General features: G+C 57.0%; 19 protein-coding genes. All 19 read left to right on the top strand.

What is annotated here, in order from left to right:
• Positions 1–79 precede the first annotated feature (79 nt).
• Complete coding sequence (locus GO615_RS09520; RefSeq protein ID WP_169127309.1) at positions 80–427, top strand: nucleotidyltransferase domain-containing protein; 348 nt, start codon at positions 80–82, stop codon at positions 425–427.
• Entirely contained in the window at positions 424–855 is a 432-nt protein-coding gene (locus tag GO615_RS09515; protein WP_169127307.1) for a hypothetical protein, read from the top strand. Before GO615_RS09520 ends, GO615_RS09515 begins: the two co-directional genes overlap by 4 nt.
• Positions 856–1,140: 285 nt before the next feature.
• Positions 1,141–2,148: an NAD-dependent epimerase gene (locus GO615_RS09510; RefSeq protein ID WP_169127305.1), complete on the top strand. Its 1,008-nt coding sequence runs from the start codon at positions 1,141–1,143 to the stop codon at positions 2,146–2,148.
• Positions 2,149–2,317: 169 nt separating this feature from the next.
• On the top strand, positions 2,318–3,379 hold the full coding sequence (gene rfbB, locus GO615_RS09505) for a dTDP-glucose 4,6-dehydratase (protein ID WP_169127303.1): 1,062 nt from the start codon (positions 2,318–2,320) through the stop codon (positions 3,377–3,379).
• Entirely contained in the window at positions 3,376–4,257 is an 882-nt protein-coding gene (rfbA, locus tag GO615_RS09500; protein ID WP_169127302.1) for a glucose-1-phosphate thymidylyltransferase RfbA, read from the top strand. The genes rfbB and rfbA overlap by 4 nt, the downstream gene beginning before the upstream one ends.
• A complete protein-coding gene (rfbC, locus tag GO615_RS09495) occupies positions 4,257–4,802 on the top strand; it encodes a dTDP-4-dehydrorhamnose 3,5-epimerase (protein WP_169127301.1) in 546 nt (181 codons plus the stop codon). The genes rfbA and rfbC overlap by 1 nt, the downstream gene beginning before the upstream one ends.
• Before the next feature lie 346 nt (positions 4,803–5,148).
• Positions 5,149–6,609 (top strand): mannose-1-phosphate guanylyltransferase/mannose-6-phosphate isomerase, encoded by a 1,461-nt coding sequence (locus GO615_RS09490; RefSeq protein ID WP_169127300.1) that lies wholly within the window; start codon positions 5,149–5,151, stop codon positions 6,607–6,609.
• Between the two features lie 165 nt (positions 6,610–6,774).
• Complete coding sequence (locus tag GO615_RS09485) at positions 6,775–7,596, top strand: ABC transporter permease (protein ID WP_211167026.1); 822 nt, start codon at positions 6,775–6,777, stop codon at positions 7,594–7,596.
• 1 nt (position 7,597) lies between these two features.
• Positions 7,598–8,347, top strand: a complete 750-nt coding sequence (locus GO615_RS09480; protein WP_169127299.1) for an ABC transporter ATP-binding protein — start codon at positions 7,598–7,600, stop codon at positions 8,345–8,347.
• A gap of 1 nt (position 8,348) precedes the next feature.
• Entirely contained in the window at positions 8,349–9,728 is a 1,380-nt protein-coding gene (locus tag GO615_RS09475; protein ID WP_211167025.1) for a phenylacetate--CoA ligase family protein, read from the top strand.
• The gene (locus GO615_RS09470; RefSeq protein WP_169127298.1) at positions 9,725–11,287 is read left to right on the top strand and encodes a polysaccharide deacetylase family protein; all 1,563 of its coding nucleotides are present in this window, start codon (positions 9,725–9,727) and stop codon (positions 11,285–11,287) included. The genes GO615_RS09475 and GO615_RS09470 overlap by 4 nt, the downstream gene beginning before the upstream one ends.
• Positions 11,284–12,411, top strand: coding sequence for a non-hydrolyzing UDP-N-acetylglucosamine 2-epimerase (gene wecB / locus GO615_RS09465; RefSeq protein ID WP_169127297.1), 1,128 nt, complete (start codon positions 11,284–11,286; stop codon positions 12,409–12,411). Before GO615_RS09470 ends, wecB begins: the two co-directional genes overlap by 4 nt.
• Positions 12,404–13,663 carry a glycosyltransferase gene (locus GO615_RS09460; protein WP_169127295.1) on the top strand — a complete coding sequence of 420 codons (1,260 nt, stop codon included), beginning with the start codon at positions 12,404–12,406 and terminating at the stop codon, positions 13,661–13,663. Before wecB ends, GO615_RS09460 begins: the two co-directional genes overlap by 8 nt.
• Before the next feature lie 35 nt (positions 13,664–13,698).
• Complete coding sequence (locus tag GO615_RS09455) at positions 13,699–14,640, top strand: FkbM family methyltransferase (RefSeq protein WP_211167024.1); 942 nt, start codon at positions 13,699–13,701, stop codon at positions 14,638–14,640.
• 70 nt (positions 14,641–14,710) lie between these two features.
• Complete coding sequence (locus GO615_RS09450) at positions 14,711–16,150, top strand: hypothetical protein (RefSeq protein ID WP_169127294.1); 1,440 nt, start codon at positions 14,711–14,713, stop codon at positions 16,148–16,150.
• A gap of 36 nt (positions 16,151–16,186) precedes the next feature.
• The gene (locus GO615_RS09445) at positions 16,187–17,134 is read left to right on the top strand and encodes a glycosyltransferase family 2 protein (RefSeq protein WP_169127293.1); all 948 of its coding nucleotides are present in this window, start codon (positions 16,187–16,189) and stop codon (positions 17,132–17,134) included.
• 1 nt (position 17,135) lies between these two features.
• Entirely contained in the window at positions 17,136–19,043 is a 1,908-nt protein-coding gene (locus GO615_RS09440; RefSeq protein WP_169127292.1) for a glycosyltransferase, read from the top strand.
• Between the two features lie 21 nt (positions 19,044–19,064).
• Positions 19,065–19,925: a hypothetical protein gene (locus GO615_RS09435; protein ID WP_169127290.1), complete on the top strand. Its 861-nt coding sequence runs from the start codon at positions 19,065–19,067 to the stop codon at positions 19,923–19,925.
• A gap of 225 nt (positions 19,926–20,150) precedes the next feature.
• On the top strand, positions 20,151–21,178 hold a 1,028-nt coding region (locus tag GO615_RS09430; protein ID WP_169127288.1), incomplete at its 3' end, for a hypothetical protein.

Below are 21,178 nucleotides of genomic sequence, written 5' to 3'. Positions count from 1 at the left end.
CGGCCGGGAGTAGGGCAGGGCGGGTGAAAACGGTAGCGATGCGCTAAGCTATCCGGTGTCCGCATCGACGGTGATTTCCATGGAGCGTCCCATTCCGCATCTCAGGCAGCGCCTTTCCGACCTGCAGCGCTGCGGTCGTGTGCGGCTCGACCGCGAGGAGATCGACGCGCTCGCCTATGCCCTCGATGGGGTGTCCGCTGCAGGCGTGGCGCTCTTCGGGTCCCGCACGCAAGCCGAGCGTCGCGGCGGCGATATCGATCTCCTGGTGCTCACCGAAGCGCCGGCCTTCGAGACATCGCGCCGCGTCGCCACGCGATTCTTCGAGCGCTGCGAGGAAAAGATCGATGTCGTCGTGCTCCCGCCCGACGGGGGAGTCCCCGAGCAACGCGCCTTCCTTGCATCAATCAACCGCGTGGATCTGGCATGAACGACGACGTCCTGCTGCAGGGCGCCGACCGCAAGCTGCGGGCTTCGCTCGACATCTTCTTTGCCTCGATCGATGCCTACATCGACTTCGATCCTGCCCGCGCCTACACGCCAAAGGAACTCGAGCCCTACGACGCGCTGAGCGACCGCTTCCTGCGTGCATTCGAGTCGAGCATCCGCTACTTCCGCACGCTGGAGGGTGTTCGCGAGGTCGCTCCCTCGGAATCTTTTCGCGACCTGCTGAATCGCAGGGAAAGGTATCGGGCGATCACCTCGACCGGGGCGTGGCTCGAGATGCGCGACACGCGCAATCGCATCGCCCACGAATACCTGCCCGAAGAGCAGGCCAAACTCTATCGCGCAATTGTCGGGCCTGCCGCAACCGAGCTACTCCACGTTCGGAGCACGATAGGTGGAGCCGCCGCGTAACGGTACGTAGGGCGGGAGGAGCCAAAGGCGTATCCCGCCGTGCGGCCCTTGGGCCGCTTCCGCCCCCTGGACTGCATGGTAGGGACCGTCGGGCCGAAAAGCGAAGCGCCTTCCGCCGCATGTCGGGCGCAATCGAGCCCCATAACCCACGAGCATGATCCGCCGTCGGCACTAAAGCGATTCTCATCATCCGATAGCCCTGCCCGGATAACGTCCTGTAACGAAAGCGCCCCTCGGGCATGAGATAATCCGCGGACAAATTTCCCACGAACGGTCGTAACGCGTATGAAGATCCTCGTAACCGGCGCCGCCGGCTTCATCGGCATGCACACCAGCGAGGCGCTCCTCGCCCGCGGCGACGAAGTCGTCGGCCTCGACAACCTCAACGACTACTACGACCCGCAGCTCAAGCTCGACCGCCTCGCGCGCCTCACTCCGCACCCCGCCTTCCACTTCGTCAAACTCGACGTCGCCGACCGCGCCGCCATGGAGCGCCTCTTCGCCGAGGAAAAGTTCGACCGCGTCATCCACCTCGCCGCCCAGGCCGGCGTGCGCTACTCGCTGCAGAACCCGCACGCCTACGTCGACAGCAACCTCGTCGGCTTCATCAACATCCTCGAAGGCTGCCGCCACAACAGGGTGCAGCACCTCGTGTACGCCAGCAGCTCCAGCGTGTACGGCGGCAACACCAAGATGCCGTTCTCCGAGCACGACAGCGTCGACCACCCCGTCAGCCTCTACGCGGCTACCAAGAAGGCCAACGAGCTGATGGCCCACACCTACAGCCACCTCTACGGCCTGCCCACCACCGGCCTGCGCTTCTTCACCGTGTACGGCCCCTGGGGGCGCCCCGACATGGCGCTCTTCCTCTTCACCAATGCCATCCTCGAAGGCCGTCCGATCGACGTCTTCAACCACGGCAAGATGAAACGCGACTTCACCTACATCGACGACATCGTCCAGGGCGTCATCCGCACGCTCGACCATGTCGCCGAACCGGACCCCGCCTTCGACCCCCTTCAGCCCGACCCCGGCCGCAGCTCAGCCCCCTACCGGGTCTTCAATATCGGCAATCACAACCCCGTCGAGCTGATGAGCTTCATCGAGGCGATCGAGGACTCGATCGGCTCCAGGGCCGAGAAGAACTTTCTGCCGATGCAGGACGGTGACGTACCGGCCACCTATGCCGACACGGCGGAACTCAATGGTTGGACTGGGTTTGCGCCGGCTACGAGCGTGCGCGAAGGGGTCCGGCGCTTCGTTAACTGGTATCGCGCCTACTACGGAAGGTAATGTCTTATTACTTTCGGTGAATGGCGACAAGTTTGCCGCAATGCAATAATTCTCTGTTTTTCACCAAGATTTTCACTTGGCACTCGCGTTGCCACTTATGGCGGTCACGGTGGTCGATGGCGCGGGAGTTCGTGAAGCCATCTAGCTTCAGTCTTCGCAGGGATAAAGAATGATTCTCGTAACGGGGGGTGCCGGATTCATCGGTGCCAACTTTGTGCTCGACTGGATTTCGTTGGTAGGCGAGCCCGTGGTTAATCTCGACAAGCTCACCTACGCCGGCAATCTTGAGACCCTCTCTGTGCTGTCCGGCGATCCCAGGCACATCTTCGTGCGCGGTGATATCTGCGACCGAGGGCTCGTCGAAAGTCTGCTTGAAGAACATCGGCCGCGCGCGATCGTTCACTTTGCGGCTGAAAGCCACGTCGACCGTTCGATCCATGGTCCGGCCGACTTCATCCGTACGAACATCGACGGTACCTTCGCTCTGCTCGAGGCCGCGCGACTGTACTGGAGCAACCTGGCAGCGGAACACAAAGCGGCTTTCCGATTTCTGCACGTTAGCACGGATGAGGTCTACGGAAGCCTTCGTCCCGGCGATCCAGCCTTCACCGAGGCGCATCCATTCGAGCCGAACAGCCCCTATTCGGCGAGCAAGGCGGCCAGCGACCACCTCGTCCGTGCCTGGTATCACACCTACGGATTGCCGGTCCTCACCACGAACTGCTCGAACAATTACGGCCCATATCACTTCCCGGAAAAGCTCATTCCGCTGATGATCACCAATGCCCTGGCCGGCAAGCCGCTCCCCGTATACGGCGATGGCATGCAGATCCGCGACTGGCTGTATGTCAAGGATCACTGTAGCGCTATACGGCGAGTGTTGGAGGCGGGGCGCCTCGGGGAGACCTATAACGTCGGTGGCTGGAACGAGAAGCCGAATATCGAGATCGTCCACACCATCTGTTCGCTGCTCGATGAGATTAAGTCGGACCTTGCAGGCAGCTATCGCCGCTTGGTCACGCACGTCACCGACCGCCCCGGTCACGACCGCAGGTACGCCATCGACGCACGCAAGCTCGAGCGCGAACTCGGCTGGAAACCTGCGGAAACCTTCGAGACGGGTATCCGCAAGACTGTCCAGTGGTACCTCGCCAATCCCCAGTGGGTCGCGAATGTCCAGAGCGGTGCATACCGGGAATGGATCAGCAAGAACTACGAGGAGCGCCAATGACGCGCAAGGGCATCATTCTCGCCGGCGGATCCGGCACCCGGCTTCATCCCGCCACCTTGGCGATCAGCAAGCAACTCCTGCCGGTCTTCGACAAGCCGATGATCTACTATCCGCTCAGCACCCTGATGCTTGCGGGGATGCGTGACATCCTGATCATCTCGACACCCCAGGACACCCCCCGTTTTGAACACCTGCTCGGCGACGGTTCGCGCTGGGGGCTGAACCTGCAGTATGCGGTGCAGCCGTCACCCGATGGTCTCGCCCAAGCCTTCATTATCGGGAAGGGTTTCATTGGGCAGGATCCGTCCGCATTGGTTCTGGGCGATAACATCTTTTACGGGCACGACTTCGCCGGGTTGCTTGCCAACGCGATGGAGCGGCGCAATGGCGCGAGCGTCTTCGCCTACCACGTGCACGACCCGGAACGCTACGGCGTGGCCGAATTCGACTCCGGCGGCAAGGTCCTCTCGATCGAGGAAAAGCCCGCAAAGCCCAAGTCGAACTACGCCGTCACCGGTCTGTACTTCTACGACGAACAGGTCGTCGAGCTGGCGAAGAGCCTCAAGCCATCGCCGCGTGGCGAACTCGAGATCACCGACCTGAACCGTCTTTACCTAGAGCAAGGCCGTCTCAGCGTGGAAATCATGGGGCGCGGCTATGCGTGGCTCGACACCGGTACGCATGAATCCCTGCTCGACGCCAGCCTGTTCATACAGACCATCGAAAAGCGCCAAGGGCTGAAGGTGGCTTGTCCGGAAGAAATTGCCTATCGCCTTGGCTGGATCGATGCGGGCGCACTCGAGGCGCTTGCGCGACCTCTATGCAAGAACGGCTACGGCCGATACTTGATGTCTATCCTCAAGGAAACCGTGTACTGATGAACGTCGTCCCGACAAGAATCCCAGACGTGCTCTTGATCGAACCTAAAGTATTTGGCGATGATCGTGGTTTTTTCTTTGAAAGCTTCAATGCCAAAGTGTTTGAGCTGGCAACGGGACTGAGGCGCGATTTCGTGCAGGACAACCATTCGAAGTCCTCCAGAAACGTCCTGCGTGGCCTCCATTACCAGATCCAGAAGCCGCAAGGAAAGCTCGTAAGGGTGGTTCAGGGCGAGGTCTTCGATGTCGCGGTCGATCTGCGCAGAAGCTCGAATACCTTTGGTCAGTGGGTCGGAGTTCGCATAAGTGCGGAAAACAAGCGTCAGCTCTGGGTGCCGGAGGGATTCGCGCACGGGTTTCTGGTGTTGAGCGAGACCGCCGAATTCCTCTACAAGACAACGGACTATTACGCTCCGGAGCACGAGCGCAGCTTGCTTTGGAACGACCCGGCCCTGCAGATCGATTGGCCGATCGATGGTGTGCCCAAACTGGCAGCAAAAGATGCAGACGCCCAGTCGCTATCGGTCGCGGAGTTGTTTCCGTGATGCGTGATTATTTTGCTAGTCCTGTCGGGATGGTTGTTAGTGCCGGCAATCTATGCCGATACAGCGGAACTCAACGTCTGGACAGGGTTTGTGCCGGCAACGACGTCCGTGAAGGGGGCTTCGTAGGCAGGTGTTACAGCTACTTTTCTGTCATATGTAATTTTCTATTACTTTGGTCCAGTAGTAGCTCACCTGTCGCGGTGCGATAATGTTTGGTTTTTGCTACCCGATAGGGGCGTGCAAGTGCTCGCTCATTGTGGGTTGCCCTTGCGGGGTGCTCCCTGAGGGATGCTAATGCCAAAGGCATTGCGTATCTAGTCTAACTCAAATACACGCGCGGTTGAACATGATAACTCCTGTGATTCTCTCTGGTGGTTCGGGAACGCGGCTTTGGCCGTTGTCCCGCGAAATGCAACCCAAGCAGCTTCTCGCCCTTAATGGCGAACGTACGATGCTGCAGGAGACCGCGCTGCGTCTTGAGGGATTCATGCAGGGGCGGGGGGGCGGCCCAGTCATCGTGGTGTGTAATAGCGAACATCGCTTCATGGCGGCTGAGCAGCTCCGTTCGGTGGGGGTTTCGGACCCTCGGATTGTTCTTGAGCCCGTAGGGCGAAACACTGCGCCAGCGCTGACCCTCGCGGCGCTTGCCGCGTCCAGAACCGAAGCTGAGGATCCGATCCTGCTCGTGATGCCGGCCGATCACGTTGTCACCGATCGCGATGCTTTCCAGTCTGCCGTCGCAAGTGGCCTTCCCGCGGCGACGAATGGTGCGATCGTCACCTTCGGAATCGTCCCGGTTCGCCCCGAAACGGGGTATGGCTACATCCGTATCGGTGTTCGTCGTGACGACGGTGCCCTCAAACTCGTCGCCTTCGTCGAGAAGCCGAATTTGGACCGCGCAATGGAGTACGTTGCTTCGGGTGAGTATCTCTGGAATAGCGGCCTGTTCATGATGCGCGCAAGTATTTGGCTAAGGGCGCTGAAGGCGTTGAATCCTTCGATGTACGATGCTTGTGCCGACGCCTACGGTGCAGCGACCGAGGACGTCGACTTCCTGCGTATCGAATCGAGCTCTTTTGTGGCATGTCCCTCGGACTCGATCGACTATGCGGTGATGGAAAAACTTGCGAGTCAGAGTGCTCTCGGCATCGAGGGCGTGGTTATCCCCATGTCCGCCGGCTGGTCGGACGTCGGTGCATGGGACGCCCTTTGGGATGTGATGGAGAAGGATGCAAGCGGAAATGCGCATTTCGGCGAAACGATCGCCGAAGGGTGCGAGGGCAGCCTGCTGTACGGTGGGGGGCGTCTTGTTGCCGGTGTCGGCCTGAAGGACGTTATCGTGGTGGAGACCGCCGACGCGGTCTTGGTTGCCGATAAGTCTCGAACTCAGGATGTTAAGAAAGTTGTCACTCGCCTGAAGGCCGAAGGGCGCACGCTCGCCGACTCGCACCGTAAGATCTATCGCCCTTGGGGTTGGTACGACTCGATCGACTGCGGCGACCGCTTCCAAGTCAAGCGCATCGTTGTGAACCCCGGCGCCAAGCTCAGCCTGCAGATGCACCACCACCGAGCCGAGCACTGGATCGTCGTCAAGGGTACCGCCGAAGTCACTAACGGCGAAAAGGTGTTCCTCCTGTCGGAAAACGAATCGACCTACATCCCCCTCGGCCATGTGCACCGCCTCGCGAACCCCGGCAAGGTGCCGCTCGAGATTATCGAGGTGCAGTCGGGGAGCTATCTTGGTGAGGATGACATCGTTCGTTTCGAGGATACCTACGGCCGTGCCCCAAACTTACCCGGAACGTAGCGAACGCTGGTCACGGGTTATTGCAGTCTCGATCGCGCGATGGTCGAGGGGCTGCGCAGTTAATGCTGCGCCGAGGATGGTATCGTTCTCTTTCAAAATAACTATGGATGAATTCGCTTCTCAATGGCATCAAACGATTTTCAAACAGTGCCCCCTTTAGGTTCCATGATCAGCAACGACAAGAGCCGACTTTTTGTAAGGTGGCGGAACCATACTGGGCGCAATGACATTATCACTGGTATGCGCGCCATGCATGTCTGGCTGGCGCTCGGTTGGCACGATATCCGCCAGCGCTATCGTCGCTCGGTATTGGGTCCTTTCTGGTTTACGCTGACCACCCTGATTATGGTGGGGGTTCTTGGGTTTCTCTATTCTCAATTGCTTGGGCAAGAGATTTCTGACTATCTGCCGTACGTCGGAATTGGACTGGTGATTTGGCAGTTCATCAGCACGGCGGCAAACGAAGGCTGCAACGTGATGATTGGAGCGGGACATATCATTAAGCAAGTTCGTATGCCATTAACCACGCACGTCCTACGCATGGTCTGGCGAAATTTCATCATCCTCTTGCACAGTTTGCCGGTCGTAGTGCTGCTGATGATTTTCTTTGGGCACGCGCTCACGCTGGAGGCGATTCTACTCATTCCCGGTCTGTTGGTTTTGACGCTTAATGCAGTTTGGTCCGGTATCGTGTTCGGCGTCCTGTGTGCTCGTTACCGTGATGTCGCTCCGATTATCGGTAACCTCTTTCAGGTTGGGTTTTTCCTGACCCCGGTCTTCTGGCGTGCCGAAGATTTGAAAGACAGAGCGTGGGTTGCTGACATCAACCCTTTCAATCACCTGATTGAGATCGTTCGCGGCCCCATTCTTGGGGTCCCGGTTGCCCTTGAATCCTGGGTGTGGTCGGTGGCTTTGTTGATTGTTGGTTTTTCCGCCGCGCACTACCTGATGGCTCGGTTCCGCGAGCGCGTTGCTTACTGGTTGTGACATGACTGCACATATCAATGCTGAAAAGTTGTGCGTGGAGTTCCCCATTTACGAGAACTCGCATCGTTCCCTGAAGAATGTTGTCATGAATTTGTCGACTGGCGGCCGAATCGGCGTGGACGCAAGTCGGCATCCGGTGGTACGGGCGCTCAATGAAATCGATCTGGATATCCGGGAAGGAGATCGCGTCGGGTTGGTGGGGCACAATGGTTCGGGCAAGACCACATTATTGCGCGTGCTCTCAGGCGTCTATGGCCCAGTGCGCGGGCGGCTGGGCATAACTGGTCGTGTGGCCTCCCTGCTGGATGTCTCGATGGGCATGGACCCCGATGCCACCGGCTTCGAGAATATCTATCTCCGCGGCATCATGGATGGGCTGCTCCCTGCGGCGATTCGCGCCAAGACTGACGAGATTGCAGACTTCACTGGTTTGGGGGATTACCTCAATCTGCCTGTTCGGACGTATTCTAGTGGGATGTTGCTGCGGTTGGCGTTCGCGATTTCCACCAGCGTGGAAGCTGACATTCTGGTCATGGATGAATGGCTCAGTGTAGGGGATACCGAGTTCAGCGAGAAGGCTCAGGCCAGGCTCGATAGGCTGGTTAGCCGAGCAGCCATTCTTGTTTTGGCGTCTCACAATCCGAAACTGATTTCCAAAGTTTGTAATCGCAAGATTCATCTCGAACACGGCGTGATTCTGAGTGACGAGAAGCTCGCCCCCGTTGCATCGGACGTTGCGGCCGCGGCTTGATATGAGAATTTCCGCCAATCATCCGGCCTTGCTGGCCTCCGAGAAGCTCTTTTCCCTGCAGCCTTTCCGTTTGATGAAAGGTCTCGCCAGTGCTGTCATCGCCTATCCGATTGCGGAGCGTCGCGAGCAGCGGGACGTGCGCTCTAAGCTCCGCGAACTACGCCAACATTACCGCCAACCGTTCGAGTTACGCTTGGCGAAAGTCAGAAACCGGCTCTTGGAAACCTTGAGCTTTGCAGGGCGTGAGGTGCCGTATTACCGCGATCTTTTTGCTCAGACGCGGTTCAATCCGGAGTCGATCGAGAAAGATATTCGCTATCTCAACGACCTGCCGTATCTCACGAAGGAAATCATGCGCGAGCAGGGCGAGCGCATGTACTCCCAGCCATTGGAAGGCCTTCGGTATCATATGTGCAAGACAGGTGGATCAACCGGTCTTGCTTGTCATATTGCCTACGACCAGCCCGGGGCAGATTATTCGTCCGCCGTCACACTATATGCACGCGAACGGGCCGGCAATTATAAGTGGCGCTCCGAGCTGCATTTCGCCTGCCGTTTTCCAGACACGGGTGATCCAGGCTGGCCGTCGCGTGAAGATCTTAAGTGCTTCGCGATGAACCGCAGCAATATCTTCTTCGATCGTCTGGACGACATCGGCCTGGCCGAGATCTGGGAAATGCTGAAGCGCCGCAAGCCCTACATGGTGCATGCGCATCCTTCCACGATCTACGCGCTGGCTTGCTACATCGAGCGGCAGCACGGCAGCGCGAAGACGTTCGATGTTTTCGAGTCCAGCGGTGAATTGCTGGAGCCCTACCAGCGAGAGCAAATCGCTCGCGCCCTGCGCTGTCGCGTCGTCGATCGTTATGGTCTGGCTGAACTGGGGGTGATGGCCTACGAACTGGATGGTGCCGAGAAAGGCTTGCAGGTGCTGGATTCCGAAGGCTGGCCCGAGAGTCGTGAGCTGGACAATCGCGAGCACGAGTTGGTGCTCACCGGTTTCCGCAATCGCCTCATGCCGCTCATACGTTACGCCACCGGGGATCTGGCGCGTGTTGAGCAACGCGAGGACGGCTTCTATCTCACCGACATCGTCGGCCGCATTCACGACATCGTCTACCTCTCCGGCGTCGCGTATCCCACCCACACCATCCAGGACATGCTGGACCATCGCGTGGGGGGCATCCAGGAATTCCAGATCGACGTGCGCGGAGAGAAACCCGTGCTACGCATCGTGCCCGAGCCACATGCCAATCCGGCGCAGATCGCTGCGAAGATCGAGGGCTACTGGCCTGGTGCGCTCATCGTGGAGTTCGTCGGTCATGAGGCCTTCGTGCGTGTCGGCCATCGTGCCAAGTTCCGGCATGTGGTGACGGCATGATCCACGTTGTTGCCGCCCGGCCGGGTGCAGAAGCGTCGGGTCTCGTCATTGCCGCGCTCCGTCGCTCCGTCAGCCATGGCCTAGTTACCCCGGCGGTGTCTGCCGGTTTGTCGGAGGCCGCGATCGCTGTCTGCATTCACCCGGATGAAGCGCGGGGCGAACAACTTTGGCGCTGGCTCCGCGAGCAGCCTCGCAAGTCGATCGTGTTCGGCCGCCTTCCTTCCTCCCTGCGTGTGCCGTTAGACGTCAAAGCCGTCGAATGGCCTGCGTCGCCCGGAGGCTGGGCGCGCAGTGCGCCGGCGCCGGTTGGCGGCTGCGCCGAGAGCGCAGGGCGCATCGTCTATCGCCCGAAGGCTTCGGCTTTCGCTGCAGCGGGCTGGGAGCGGGCGCTGGAACGCTTCGACTTCGCCGACGAATGGAACAACCTGGCCTATGGTGCGATTCGTGCGGATGGCGGCCTTTGGGCGCTGGCCGAGCCCTTGCAGGCACCGGATGATTGCGGATTGGCCGATCTGGTCATCGATGGCGAGGCCCGGCTGACCTATTGTGCCTTGTTTGAAGTGGGAGCGTCCTCGGTGCTGTGGTTCAATCGCCCGGTAGGTCCGCTCGACTCCTTCGAATGGCGCCTGGTGGAACGCTTCCTGAGCAACTGGCGCAGTGACACGCAACCCTGTTGTCCGGTGATCAGTGAGATCCCCTGGGGGTACGATAGCGCCATCACGATGCGTCTCGATTGCGACGAGGACATCACCTCTGCCCGGCCCTTGTGGGACGCCTACCGCCAGATGAACGTGCCGCTGTCTCTGGCCATTCACAGCAGCAATCTGCATGACGATACGCATTACGCCTTTGTGCGCGGGTTTGCTGAAGCGGGGGGGGCTTTGCTTTCCCACACTGCGACTCATGCGCCCAATTGGGGTGGCAGCTATGAGGCTGCGCTGACGGAGGGGCGGGAGTCGCGTGCGCGGATCATGGCTGCCACTGGGGTGTCGGTGGTCTATGCGGTTTCTCCGTTCCACCAGTCTCCACCCTATGCGCTTGCCGGCCTGTGCGATGCCGATTATCGGGGGTGCATCGGCGGCATCATCCGCAATGACCCCGAGTTTCTGCTCGCACGTGGCGGCGAACTGGCGGGTCTGCCACGTGGTTTCATCGGCCACAGCCAGCAGACCATGTTGCATGGCGACTGCATGCTCGTCGAGGGCGATCCGTTGCGCATCTTCAAAGCGGCTTACGACCGCGCTTTCGAAACGCGCACGCTCTTCGGCTATCTCGATCATCCCTTCTCCACACGCTATCAGTATGGCTGGTCCGACGAAGATCAGCGTATCGAGGCGCACATGCGTTTGATACAGCACATCCGTTCCCGTGCAACCAGTCCACTATTTATGGATGAAACTCAGGCCATGGATTTCCTGCGCTCGCGGGCAGCAATCAGGATCGCTGAAGACGCCTCGGGCCTGCTTTGCCATGCGGCGGACGCTCCCAAGGGCTTGGCCTTTGGCGTCGAATTCCGGAATGCTGTCCAGCCGCTCGCCTGTGGGACTAGGCTGGCATGAGGGTTCTTGTCGCTCTTGGCACGCGTCCCGAAGTCATCAAACTGGCGCCGGTCATAGTTGCGCTGCAGCGACGGGCCGAGGTGCGAGTCTGCGCGAGCGGCCAACACCGTGAAATGTTGCAACAGACGCTCGATGCTCTTGGTTTGCAGCCGGACATCATGCTGGAAACGATGTCCCCGGGGCGCTCGCTGAACGTTCTTGCCGCCCGCTTGATGGAAGGGCTGGATGGCGTGCTGGAACAGGAGCAGCCGGACTGGGTGCTGGTACAAGGCGACACCACCACGGCTTTTTGCGCCGGCCTTGCCGCCTTTCAAAGGCAGATCAGGGTCGGCCATGTCGAAGCCGGGTTGCGCACCGGTGATCTGGCCAGCCCTTTCCCTGAAGAAGCCAATCGCAGCCTGCTCGCACGCATCGCCACGCTTCATTTCGCGCCGACGCAACTGGCGGCTGCGGCCCTGCGCGGCGAAGGGATCCCGGAGGACAGCATTCGTGTCACCGGCAATACCGTTGTCGATGCCATAGCGCAGGCGCGATCCGCTTGGCCAAGTGGTGTTCCGGCGGGCTTGCCTGCGGAAATCCGGCAGCGGCTGGGGGCCGGTCCGGCGGTGCTGGTCACCTGTCATCGCAGGGAGAACTTCGGCAGCGTGCTCGAGGCCTTTTGCCACATGCTCGTGCGCCTGTGCGTGCAGTATCCCGACATTCAGTGGATTTTCCCGGTACATCTCAATCCGGCAGTGCGCGAACCGGTTCACCACCTGCTGGCCAGGCTGCCGAATCTGCTGCTGACCGAGCCAGTGGACTACCACTGCAGCCTCTATCTAATCAGCCGCGCCATCCTGGTGCTGAGTGACTCCGGCGGCATCCAGGAAGAAGCACCCAGTTTCGGCACGCCGGTGGTGGTCATGCGCCAGCACACCGAACGTATCGAGGGGATAATGGCGGGTTTTGCTACGCTCGCAGGGCAGGATCCGGCTGACATCGAGACCGCGGTGTATGCCTGGCTCAATGATGCGGACCGACGCACGGCCCTGCGCGCGCTTGCCAATCCCTATGGCGACGGCTGCGCCTCCATGCGCATTGCTTCTGCTTTGTATGGCGAGCCATGCGAGGCCTTCCATGGCTGAACGCGAAATCATTGTTCCGCAGAGCTGTATCCTGTTCGCTACGGCAGATTGGGATGAACCTTACTGGACCAATAAACAGCACTGTGCGAAATCACTGGCTGAGCTTGGCGCCCAGGTGCTCTATGTGGAAAGCGTCGGCCTGCGCAGCCCCAAGGCGGGAAGCGCGAAAGACTGGGGGCGACTGTGGAAGCGCTTGTGCAAAGGGCTGTCGTCACTGATCTCCGGTGCGGTCGAACGTTCGCCAGGCATCTTCGTCCTGTCACCGCTACTCGTCCCGGCCGGCCATCGCCATCCGTTCACCCGTTCGCTCAACCGTTGGCTGCTCAGGGCTTCCATTGCCCGTACTGCCGGGCAACAGCATTTCCGGAAGCCCTTGGTCTGGACCTACCATCCTTTCATGCTCGACGCGATCGAGGGGATGGATACCGGTGCCCTGCTTTACCACTGTGTCGATGATCTGGCCGCTGTGCCCGGCATGGATGCCGAAGCCTTCCGCGCTGCCGAGCGGATACTGCTGCAACGTGCCGACGTTGTCTTTGCGACGTCGCCATCCCTTGCCGAGCATTGTCGCCAACACAACGCGAACACGCATTTCTTGCCCAATGTGGTCGATGCGGAACATTTCGGCCGTGCGCTGGAGCCCGGCCCCATTCCGGAAGACCTCGCCGGCATTCCCGAGCCGCGGCTCTGCTACCACGGCGTGCTGTCGGATTTCAAGATCGACTTCCAGCTCCTGATCGATGTGGCACGCATGAAGCCCGAATGGAGTTGGGTCTTCATCGGCGAAGAGCGAGAAGGCCAGAAAAGCCCGCTCATGGCCGAATTGGCAAGGCTGCCCAACGTGCACTTTTTGGGCTACAAACCCTATGCCGAGCTGCCGGACTACCTGCGCGGGGTGCGGGTAGGGTTGTTGCCCTCGTTGATCAACGACTACACCCGCGGCATGTTCCCGATGAAGTACTACGAATACTTGGCGGCCGGATTGCCTATAGCTGCTACCCCATTGGACTTTACGCACACCCATTGTGCAGGGCTCAGGACAGGACTCGATGTTTCCGAATTTGCTGCCGTGATTAACGACCTACTGAACGGCGGTAGATACTCGGCCGAGAAGGTTGCTGATCTCGTTGCAGGGTGCACTTGGATAGAGCGGACTCTTGTCATGCTGAGCAAACTCGGTGGAAATAAGACGGGTATGCGCTTGTCGGATGCTGGCGCCGAATGTCTTGATGCAGCTTTGGGGCAAGAATAGTTCTTTATTTATTATTAATCGGAGTCTACTAGAACATGAGCACTATGTATTTTCCTATGTGGTTGCTTCGCGATCTAAAGCTCAGGGGGCTTTTAAGTATTGACTACGAGGCGCTCCTCGAAAACTGCTATACAAAGTGGGTTAGGCCGGGGGATACGGTTGTCGATGTTGGGGCTCACCATGGCCGGCACCTGAGTAAATTTGTTGAATGCGTCGGTGTTGCGGGTAAGGTGATGGGCTTCGAACCTCTTCCGCTTCAGTTCGATTATCTGAAAAACAACTTTTGCATATCAAATGTGTGGATCAAGAATCTTGCACTTTGCAATGATATAGGATCCTCATGGTTTACCTATGCGGAAGGTTCGCCGCAGGAGAGCGGTCTGCGTAATCGAATTTTCCAAGATCCGCAGAATGCTCGCCCGATTCAGATTCTCGTTGAAACAACAAAGTTGGATACATTTATCGAGGATTTGCCATCCCTGTCGTTCATAAAGATTGATGTCGAGGGCGCAGAGATGGAGGTGCTGAAAGGTGCTGGAGGCGTACTTGAAAGATATCGCCCAATAGTCTCGGTTGAATATGGTCGCGGAAGTTACAGCGCGTACGGTAACGATGAATTTACCCTATACGATTATTCGGTGGCTTTAGGGTATCGAATTTATGACATTTTTCTGAACCCGCTCGTAAGTCGGGATGTCTGGAAGTTGGCGGTTGACTCAATATATTACGACTTCTTTATGATTCCTGTGGAGCGTGAAAATGAATTTCTTGAAAGGGTCCGGCCATGCGATTTTCCCCTAAAGGCAGCGAAGGTATTGCGCAACGGGGTTCCGATCGAATTGTACGAAATGGTTCGTATTCCCAATGGGTTTGATTCAGAAAAATACCTGAACCTAAATCCGGATGTTAGGGCTGCAGGGGTGTCTGCAGAAAACCATTATCTCGAGTACGGTTTTTTTGAAGGCCGAAGCTACTAGGGGGCTGTGAAATATCGTCATGATCCACTTCTTCAATATGTGAGCGACGTAATATGCTTGGGATTATTTCGTGAAACCTAGGCTTTATCTACATATCGGAAGTCCTAAGACGGGGACGACTTCATTTCAGCACTATTTGAATCACAATTTCGCTTTTATGCTGAGGGATTTTAGCCTCTACTACCCTTTTTGTGAACAAGATAGTCTTCTGCCCGGATTTAAATTTGTGCCTGGTAGTGAGGAGTATTTTTCCATCAATGAAGTCCGTCACAATAATGGTCAGCGGATTCTAGCCTGTTCGGCTCCTTTTTCTTTGCTGGCGAGAATTGACGAGGTCGCGAGAGAAAAAAACGTAGATGTCGTCATTTCCGATGAGAGCCTTTCAGTTTTTTCTAATCCCGGGTCTCCGTTTATTTTGGAGTTAAAAAGACGGTTCAATGTCACGCCTATTGTAGTAATTAGAGATCCTCTCGAGTTTGTGTTTTCCTCTTATCTCGAAGCAATTAAATTCTCACACTACAGCGGATCGTTTCACGAATTTTTATATGCGATGCCTGCTGGTTCGCCACAATTCCGGTTCTATAGAGAATGGTGCGAAGCGTTCCCGGAGATAAGGGTGGTTTCCTTTAAGCGCGTCAAGGGGAATATTGTTGAGGCTCTCTTTCGAGTTTGTGATAGGGCGGATGGCGATTTGGTCCCAGAATCGACGGGAGCGCTAAGGCGGAATGTATCCTTGAGTGGCGAATTTTATGCCATGCTAATTAGCTTGAATCGCAACGGCCTTAATGCTTTGGCCCGGAAGTTTTCGCTAATTTATGAAGAGTCCGGAGTGATAGGGGATGTCCCCAAGCCTGATCCGGCCCACTTTGCTACCGCGTATTCTCATCATTCAGGATTGTTTGATTACTTGTCTGGCTATTTGAATGTGAGGTCAGCGGAGTTTATAGGCGAGCATCGCTTGGCATCATCGACTGATCAAGATGCGCTCACCACGAGCAGTTTTTCGGGGCGGAGCATTGATGTGTTGCTCAAGGCAATGAACGAGATCGAGTGTAACGGGTTGATCCAGTTGCCGGTCGGCGGCGCTTTTTCGAACTCAGGGGGGCGTGTTGTCGACTCGCTTCCCCAACAAGATTTTATCCGCCGTGCAATTGAGTTGCGGAGGAATATGTCGCCTTGGGGAGAGTTTTGTCCAGAAAAGTTTTCGGCCAAAGATTATGTGGAGTTGAGCGGGATTCTGGGCATGATGTCGTGTGAAGAAGTAAAAATGCTAGATCCGTATCGGCATTACGTGATTTATGGAAGATATGGCGGATATGCAGTAAAGAGAGGTCTGTCAATGCTAGAGCAGGTTGAATTGTTTCGAGACTCTCCATTTGTGAGTTATGTGCCGAATGGTTTTGATGCTGAAACATATTTGAAGTTGAATCGTGATGTGCATGAGGCTGGCGTGGATCCATATCATCACTATTGGGCCTACGGTGTAAAGGAAGCTAGGCTCTACTGTTGAGATGGTAATAATAATTAGTTTAACGGATTATATTGTATGGAAAATGTCGACGTTTCATTTGTGATCCCCGCCTACAATTGCTCGAAGGTTGTTGGACGTGCGATCGAATCAATCATGAACCAGAAGCTGAGTGCTTTCGAGATCGTGATTGTCAATGATTGCTCCAACGATGATACGCTCGAGGTCTTGGATGAGTTCGCTCGGCAATTTTCATTTCTCAGGGTTATCTCCCATGAAGTCAACAAAAATTTGGGAGCTGCTCGCAATACTGGTATCGATGCGTCTAGGGGTGAATTCGTCTACTTTGTGGATGCGGATGACTGGTTGGAGCCGGGTGGAGTTGCTGGGCTCCTTGAGGTTGCGAGAGCCCGTGGTTTGGATGTTGTCGCCTGTGGCGTACAGACAGTTTCCGAGGATGGCGAAGTAAAGCCTTATCATGCCTGGGACTTCGAGTCTTCAGGCGGTATCGAAGGCGTTGATTATTTCTCCCAATACAAGATCGGAGCCATTGCCTGGAACAAACTATACCGAAAGTCATTCCTCGATCGGCACGAAATTCGATTTGTGGAAGGGTATTTTCATGAGGATATTATCTTTACCGCACGAATTGCGCTCGAGTGCATGCGTTATGTTTCGATTAGCAAAGTTGTGATGAACTACTTTCAAAGCAAGACGTCGATTTGCAATTCTGTCCCAACTCGCAGGCATCTTGCCTCGTATCTCAATCTATATATAAGTATGGCGGAGTACTTTGGCGAGTTGAATAGGCGTGGTATTGGCGATCCTGGATTGGTGCAACGCCTCAGTCGTAGTTATGGATTTGCGGAAGTGCTGCCGAAATTGCAACGCTATGCGGCGACGCGCCCCCGCAGCGTGTTCGTGAGGGATGTTTTCGATGTCGTCGACGAACGTCTCGGGCCGGCTGGCACCGGTATTGCAGATTTTGTTTGTGGATCTTTCGAGAACTATGCTCAAGAGGGCTGAAATGAAGCTGGAAACCACAGTACTTGTGGATGTCACGGGCAGTCCAGCAGGGAGCCTTGGGAGCTACTTCAGGGCACTAACGGTCTCCCTGAGCGCAAGGGGAAAATTGTTCATTTATGGACTGGACGACGTCGAGGCTCGTCCTGCGTGCTCGGAGGTGCTGACCGGCTTGAGCGCTGCCGAAGCCTTCACTCGAGCTTTCGAGGCGGCGGAAGCTTCGTGCTCGCACCTTCTGTATTTGCAAGCTCCGGTTGTGCTTACCGACTCCATGCTTGCTGGGTTGCATGAGATCCTTGCCAAGGACGCCTTGTTTGGTGCTGCGATCCCGCGCTTTGCGGATTCGGCTACCGATCTGGTTTGGTTGTTGCCTAAAGAGGGGGACGAGTCGAAGGCTCTTTTGACCCGGCGTGCTTTGGCGGCGCTGCCCGAATATTGGATCGTTTCCGAATTTCCGGTGGCATGCTGCTTGATTCGGAGCTCCGTGGTGGCCAACCCGCCGCCGCTGGGGCACTACGAAGCAGCGGCGAGCGTTTTGAAGCATCTTCTCTGCGCGATCCGGCGTCGTACTTTCCGGCCTGTGATTGCCAATCGGGTTGTCGTATCAGTGGATGCGGAGGGTGATTTGCTTTTCCCCGAATTGTCCCAGGTCGATCACGCAGCATTTGTGGAGACGGTGTTTTCCCGGTTCACGTTTCCTCAAGCAGGGGGAGATGGCGCGGATTATTTTTCGAAATCCTTTCCGTCAAAGGATTCGGTGGCTGAATGGTATGCCGAATTGCCCGTTCATCGCCTGGAGAGATCGCTTGTGGCGGCGTATCCGCCTGTAGGTCGGCAGCGCAGTATCGTGATCGATTGTCGGGGGATGCTGGCCCATTTTTGTGGAACGACTGTTGCGCAGTTGGGGTTTCTTGAGGGATTCCAGTCTATGGAGACTGACTGGGATATCCATGTGTGGGCTCAGGATTTCGCCATCAAGGCGCATCGTTTGTCAGAACGCTTCCCAAAGCTGAATATTTCGGAGCAGCCCAACGGAAACCATGCGGCAGTGATTCACATGAACCAGTTGTGTTTCTCGGGGATCCTTGCCGATCTGCATCGGCATGGTTTCGTGGGGGGGTGCAACATACTCGACACCATCATGTGGGACATGGTTCTGGGGGCTCCCGCTCATGTTGGCCGCATCTGGAGTCTTGATGCGGAGTACCTGGATATCCTCTTTTATATTTCCGAGTTCTCCCGAATGCAATTCAATCATCGATTCCCGGTGGCAGATGGTGTGATGGAGTCGGTCAGCTACCTTAGCTTTGCGCGGTCCGAGAATGTGGTTGATGGCTTTGACGGCCGGGCAGTTGAGAATTACGTGCTGGTGTTTGGAAACAACTACGACCACAAGGATGTTTTCCCCACGGTACAACGGATTCGTGCCCGCTTTCCTGATCTGGCGATCGTCGCTATTGGACCAGAGTGCGGGAGTCTCGACGGGGTGACTTTCCTCCCCAGTGGCGGTTTGCCCGAGGAGCAGATTGAGTCCTTGGTGGCTTTGGCGAGGGCAGTGGTGTTCCCGTCTTGGAATGAAGGCTTCGGCTTGCCGGTCGTGAAAGCTCTGGCCTATGGGCGACCTGTGATAGTGCGTGATCTGCCGCTATGGCAAGAGATTGCCGACCATGTTGATTTGCCCGGCACTTTAATGTCATTTGACGACGCAGAGTCCCTGGGCGAAATTTTGTTTTCCGTCATTCGAGGCGATGTTACGCGGGTCTTGCGGCAGGGGCGTCTGGTTGGCGTAGAACCGCTCGACTGGAAAGCCTGCGCGCAACGGATGCTTGATGCTGTCGAGCAGCGTCTGGCCAATTCCGATGTGACTCAGTGGATGAAGCGCGAGAAACTGGTTCGGATGATTTGTGCTTGAGTCGAATTGAGAGGTTGTTGCATGCGAATACTTACGTTGTTTGCGCGAAACGGAACGGAGAAGTATCGGGATGTTGACGCCAGGATTCGTCGCCAACTGCAAGAAGACCTTGCTGGTGTAGATCGGGAGTTCGTTATTGTAGATACGGCCATGGGGCCGGATGTTATGGAAGTGCGCGGCGATGGCGTGGTGATCCTCGGAGCCTCAAACGACCACTGGGAGTTCGGCGCCTGGGGGCGAGGCGTTGAGTATTGCAGGCATCGTCTGATGGAGTTCGATTACATTCATTTTGTAACGTCGGCTTTCTATTTTGGCTATGTGGATTTTCACCGTTTCGTCTCGCAGGAGATGCTTGAGCTGTATCGCGGTCGGGCTGTGGCTCTCGGGCATATAGAGGTATACAACGAACCGGTGGCGTTCCGGTCCATTCGCTTTCAGTCGTGGTTGCGCAGTTCCTATATGTTCATTCCTCCGGCCGAAGTTGTGATGCTTGGCGATCTCACGACCGTCAAGGGTGGGGAGGGAGTTTTCTCCGGAGATCCGACAGTTCCCTTCGTGTCGGGGGGCGATGTCAGCCCGTCTTATGCCCACAATCTGACCTCCTGGCTAACCGGAGAGGGCACAGGACAAGGGGTTGAATGGCATTCCAGGTTTGTTCTCGATGTGGCTTCACTGCCTTTTTTCAAGGCCAAGGCCAAGGCGATCATCAACGAAATGTCGCTAAGCAATCGCCTTAAGGCACAGGGCTGTGCGCTGGTGGATATGACATGGCTGCACAGAAAAATCGCAGGCGGTTCTGTTCCTTCAGACGTGCCAAGCTGGCATACACAGTTGGTGGAGCGAGGCACTGGCCACGAGAGCATTGTTGAAGGAGCTCGTTGAGTGATAGCTGTGGGTGTTTCGGGTCATGTGGATCCCGTGCCTCGACAGTCCTCGGGCACCGGGCAGTGCCAAGCTTATCCAGCGCGTGTGGCGATTCAGAGGATACTGGGGAGCGGCGGTACGGAGCCTTTCTCCGAGACGCTCCTTGTATCGGCGCTCAGGGCTGGCACCCCGTTCGACCAGTTGCCGAGAGGCGTTCCCCGTGAGCTCGAAGTTGCGACCCTGATGGCGCTTCATGATGCTGCTTTCACCGAGACACAGTTGAAATGGCTACAATTCGAATGTAACCAGTTAGAGCAGGATCAACCGCTACCTATTTCTAACGGATTGCTTGCGCTGGCGTTTTCTCGCCCCGAATTGGTTGGGCAGATTGATTTAGATACTTCCGAGGGGCGCTCCGATTTGCTGTGTTGGTGGATTCTGCAGGGACGGGTTGAGGCGTCCATGCCACCAATGTTGCCACCGACTTGCTACGGATCCCTGTCTGATCATGGCTTTGAGGGGCTTCCAATACCATTGACGCGTGGCCTAGAGGTAATCCGGCTGGCGCTTCCATCCCTGAAGTCAGTCATCGATCTCTCGACTTATGATGGCGGGATGGCCTTGACCGGATGGTGGCTGCTAAACGGTCGTAGGCAGGCTCATGGCGCCGATCTGGTGCCGTTGTACGTGTGCCAGGAAGAATCGCCGTCGGTCGAGCAGGATCAGCCGTTGGTGATCACGCGTGGATTACATGCGCTCGCGCTCACGCTACCCGAGCTTCAGGCTTCCGTTGATCTGGCGACCACCGTTGGGCGTGCCGAACTGATCAGGTGGTGGATGAGCAAGGGGCGGACGTTAGACGGTTTCGTGGATCTGGTCGCCCCCGGGATGTATGCCGACGCATCGCCGTTGGTCGATCAGGATCAGCCGCTGGTGATCACGCGTGGATTACATGCGCTCGCGCTCACGCTACCCGAGCTTCAGGCTTCCGTTGATCTGATGACAACCTTTGGGCGTGCCGAACTGATCAGGTGGTGGATGGGCAAGGGGCGGACGTTAGACGGCTTCGTGGATCTGGTCGCCCCCGGGATGTATGCCGAGGCATCGCCGTTGATCGAGCAGGATCAGCCGCTGGTGATCACGTGTGGATTACATGCGCTCGCGCTCACGCTACCCGAGCTTCAGGCTTCCGTTGATCTGGCGACCACCGTTGGGCGTGCCGAACTGATCAGGTGGTGGATGAGCAAGGGGCGGACGTTAGACGGCTTCGT

This window comes from Aromatoleum evansii (assembly GCF_012910805.1).
In the GTDB taxonomy this organism is placed as follows: domain Bacteria; phylum Pseudomonadota; class Gammaproteobacteria; order Burkholderiales; family Rhodocyclaceae; genus Aromatoleum; species Aromatoleum evansii.
The sequence above is the reverse complement of the archived record's forward strand: the minus strand, read 5'-3'. Positions and strand labels throughout refer to the sequence as shown.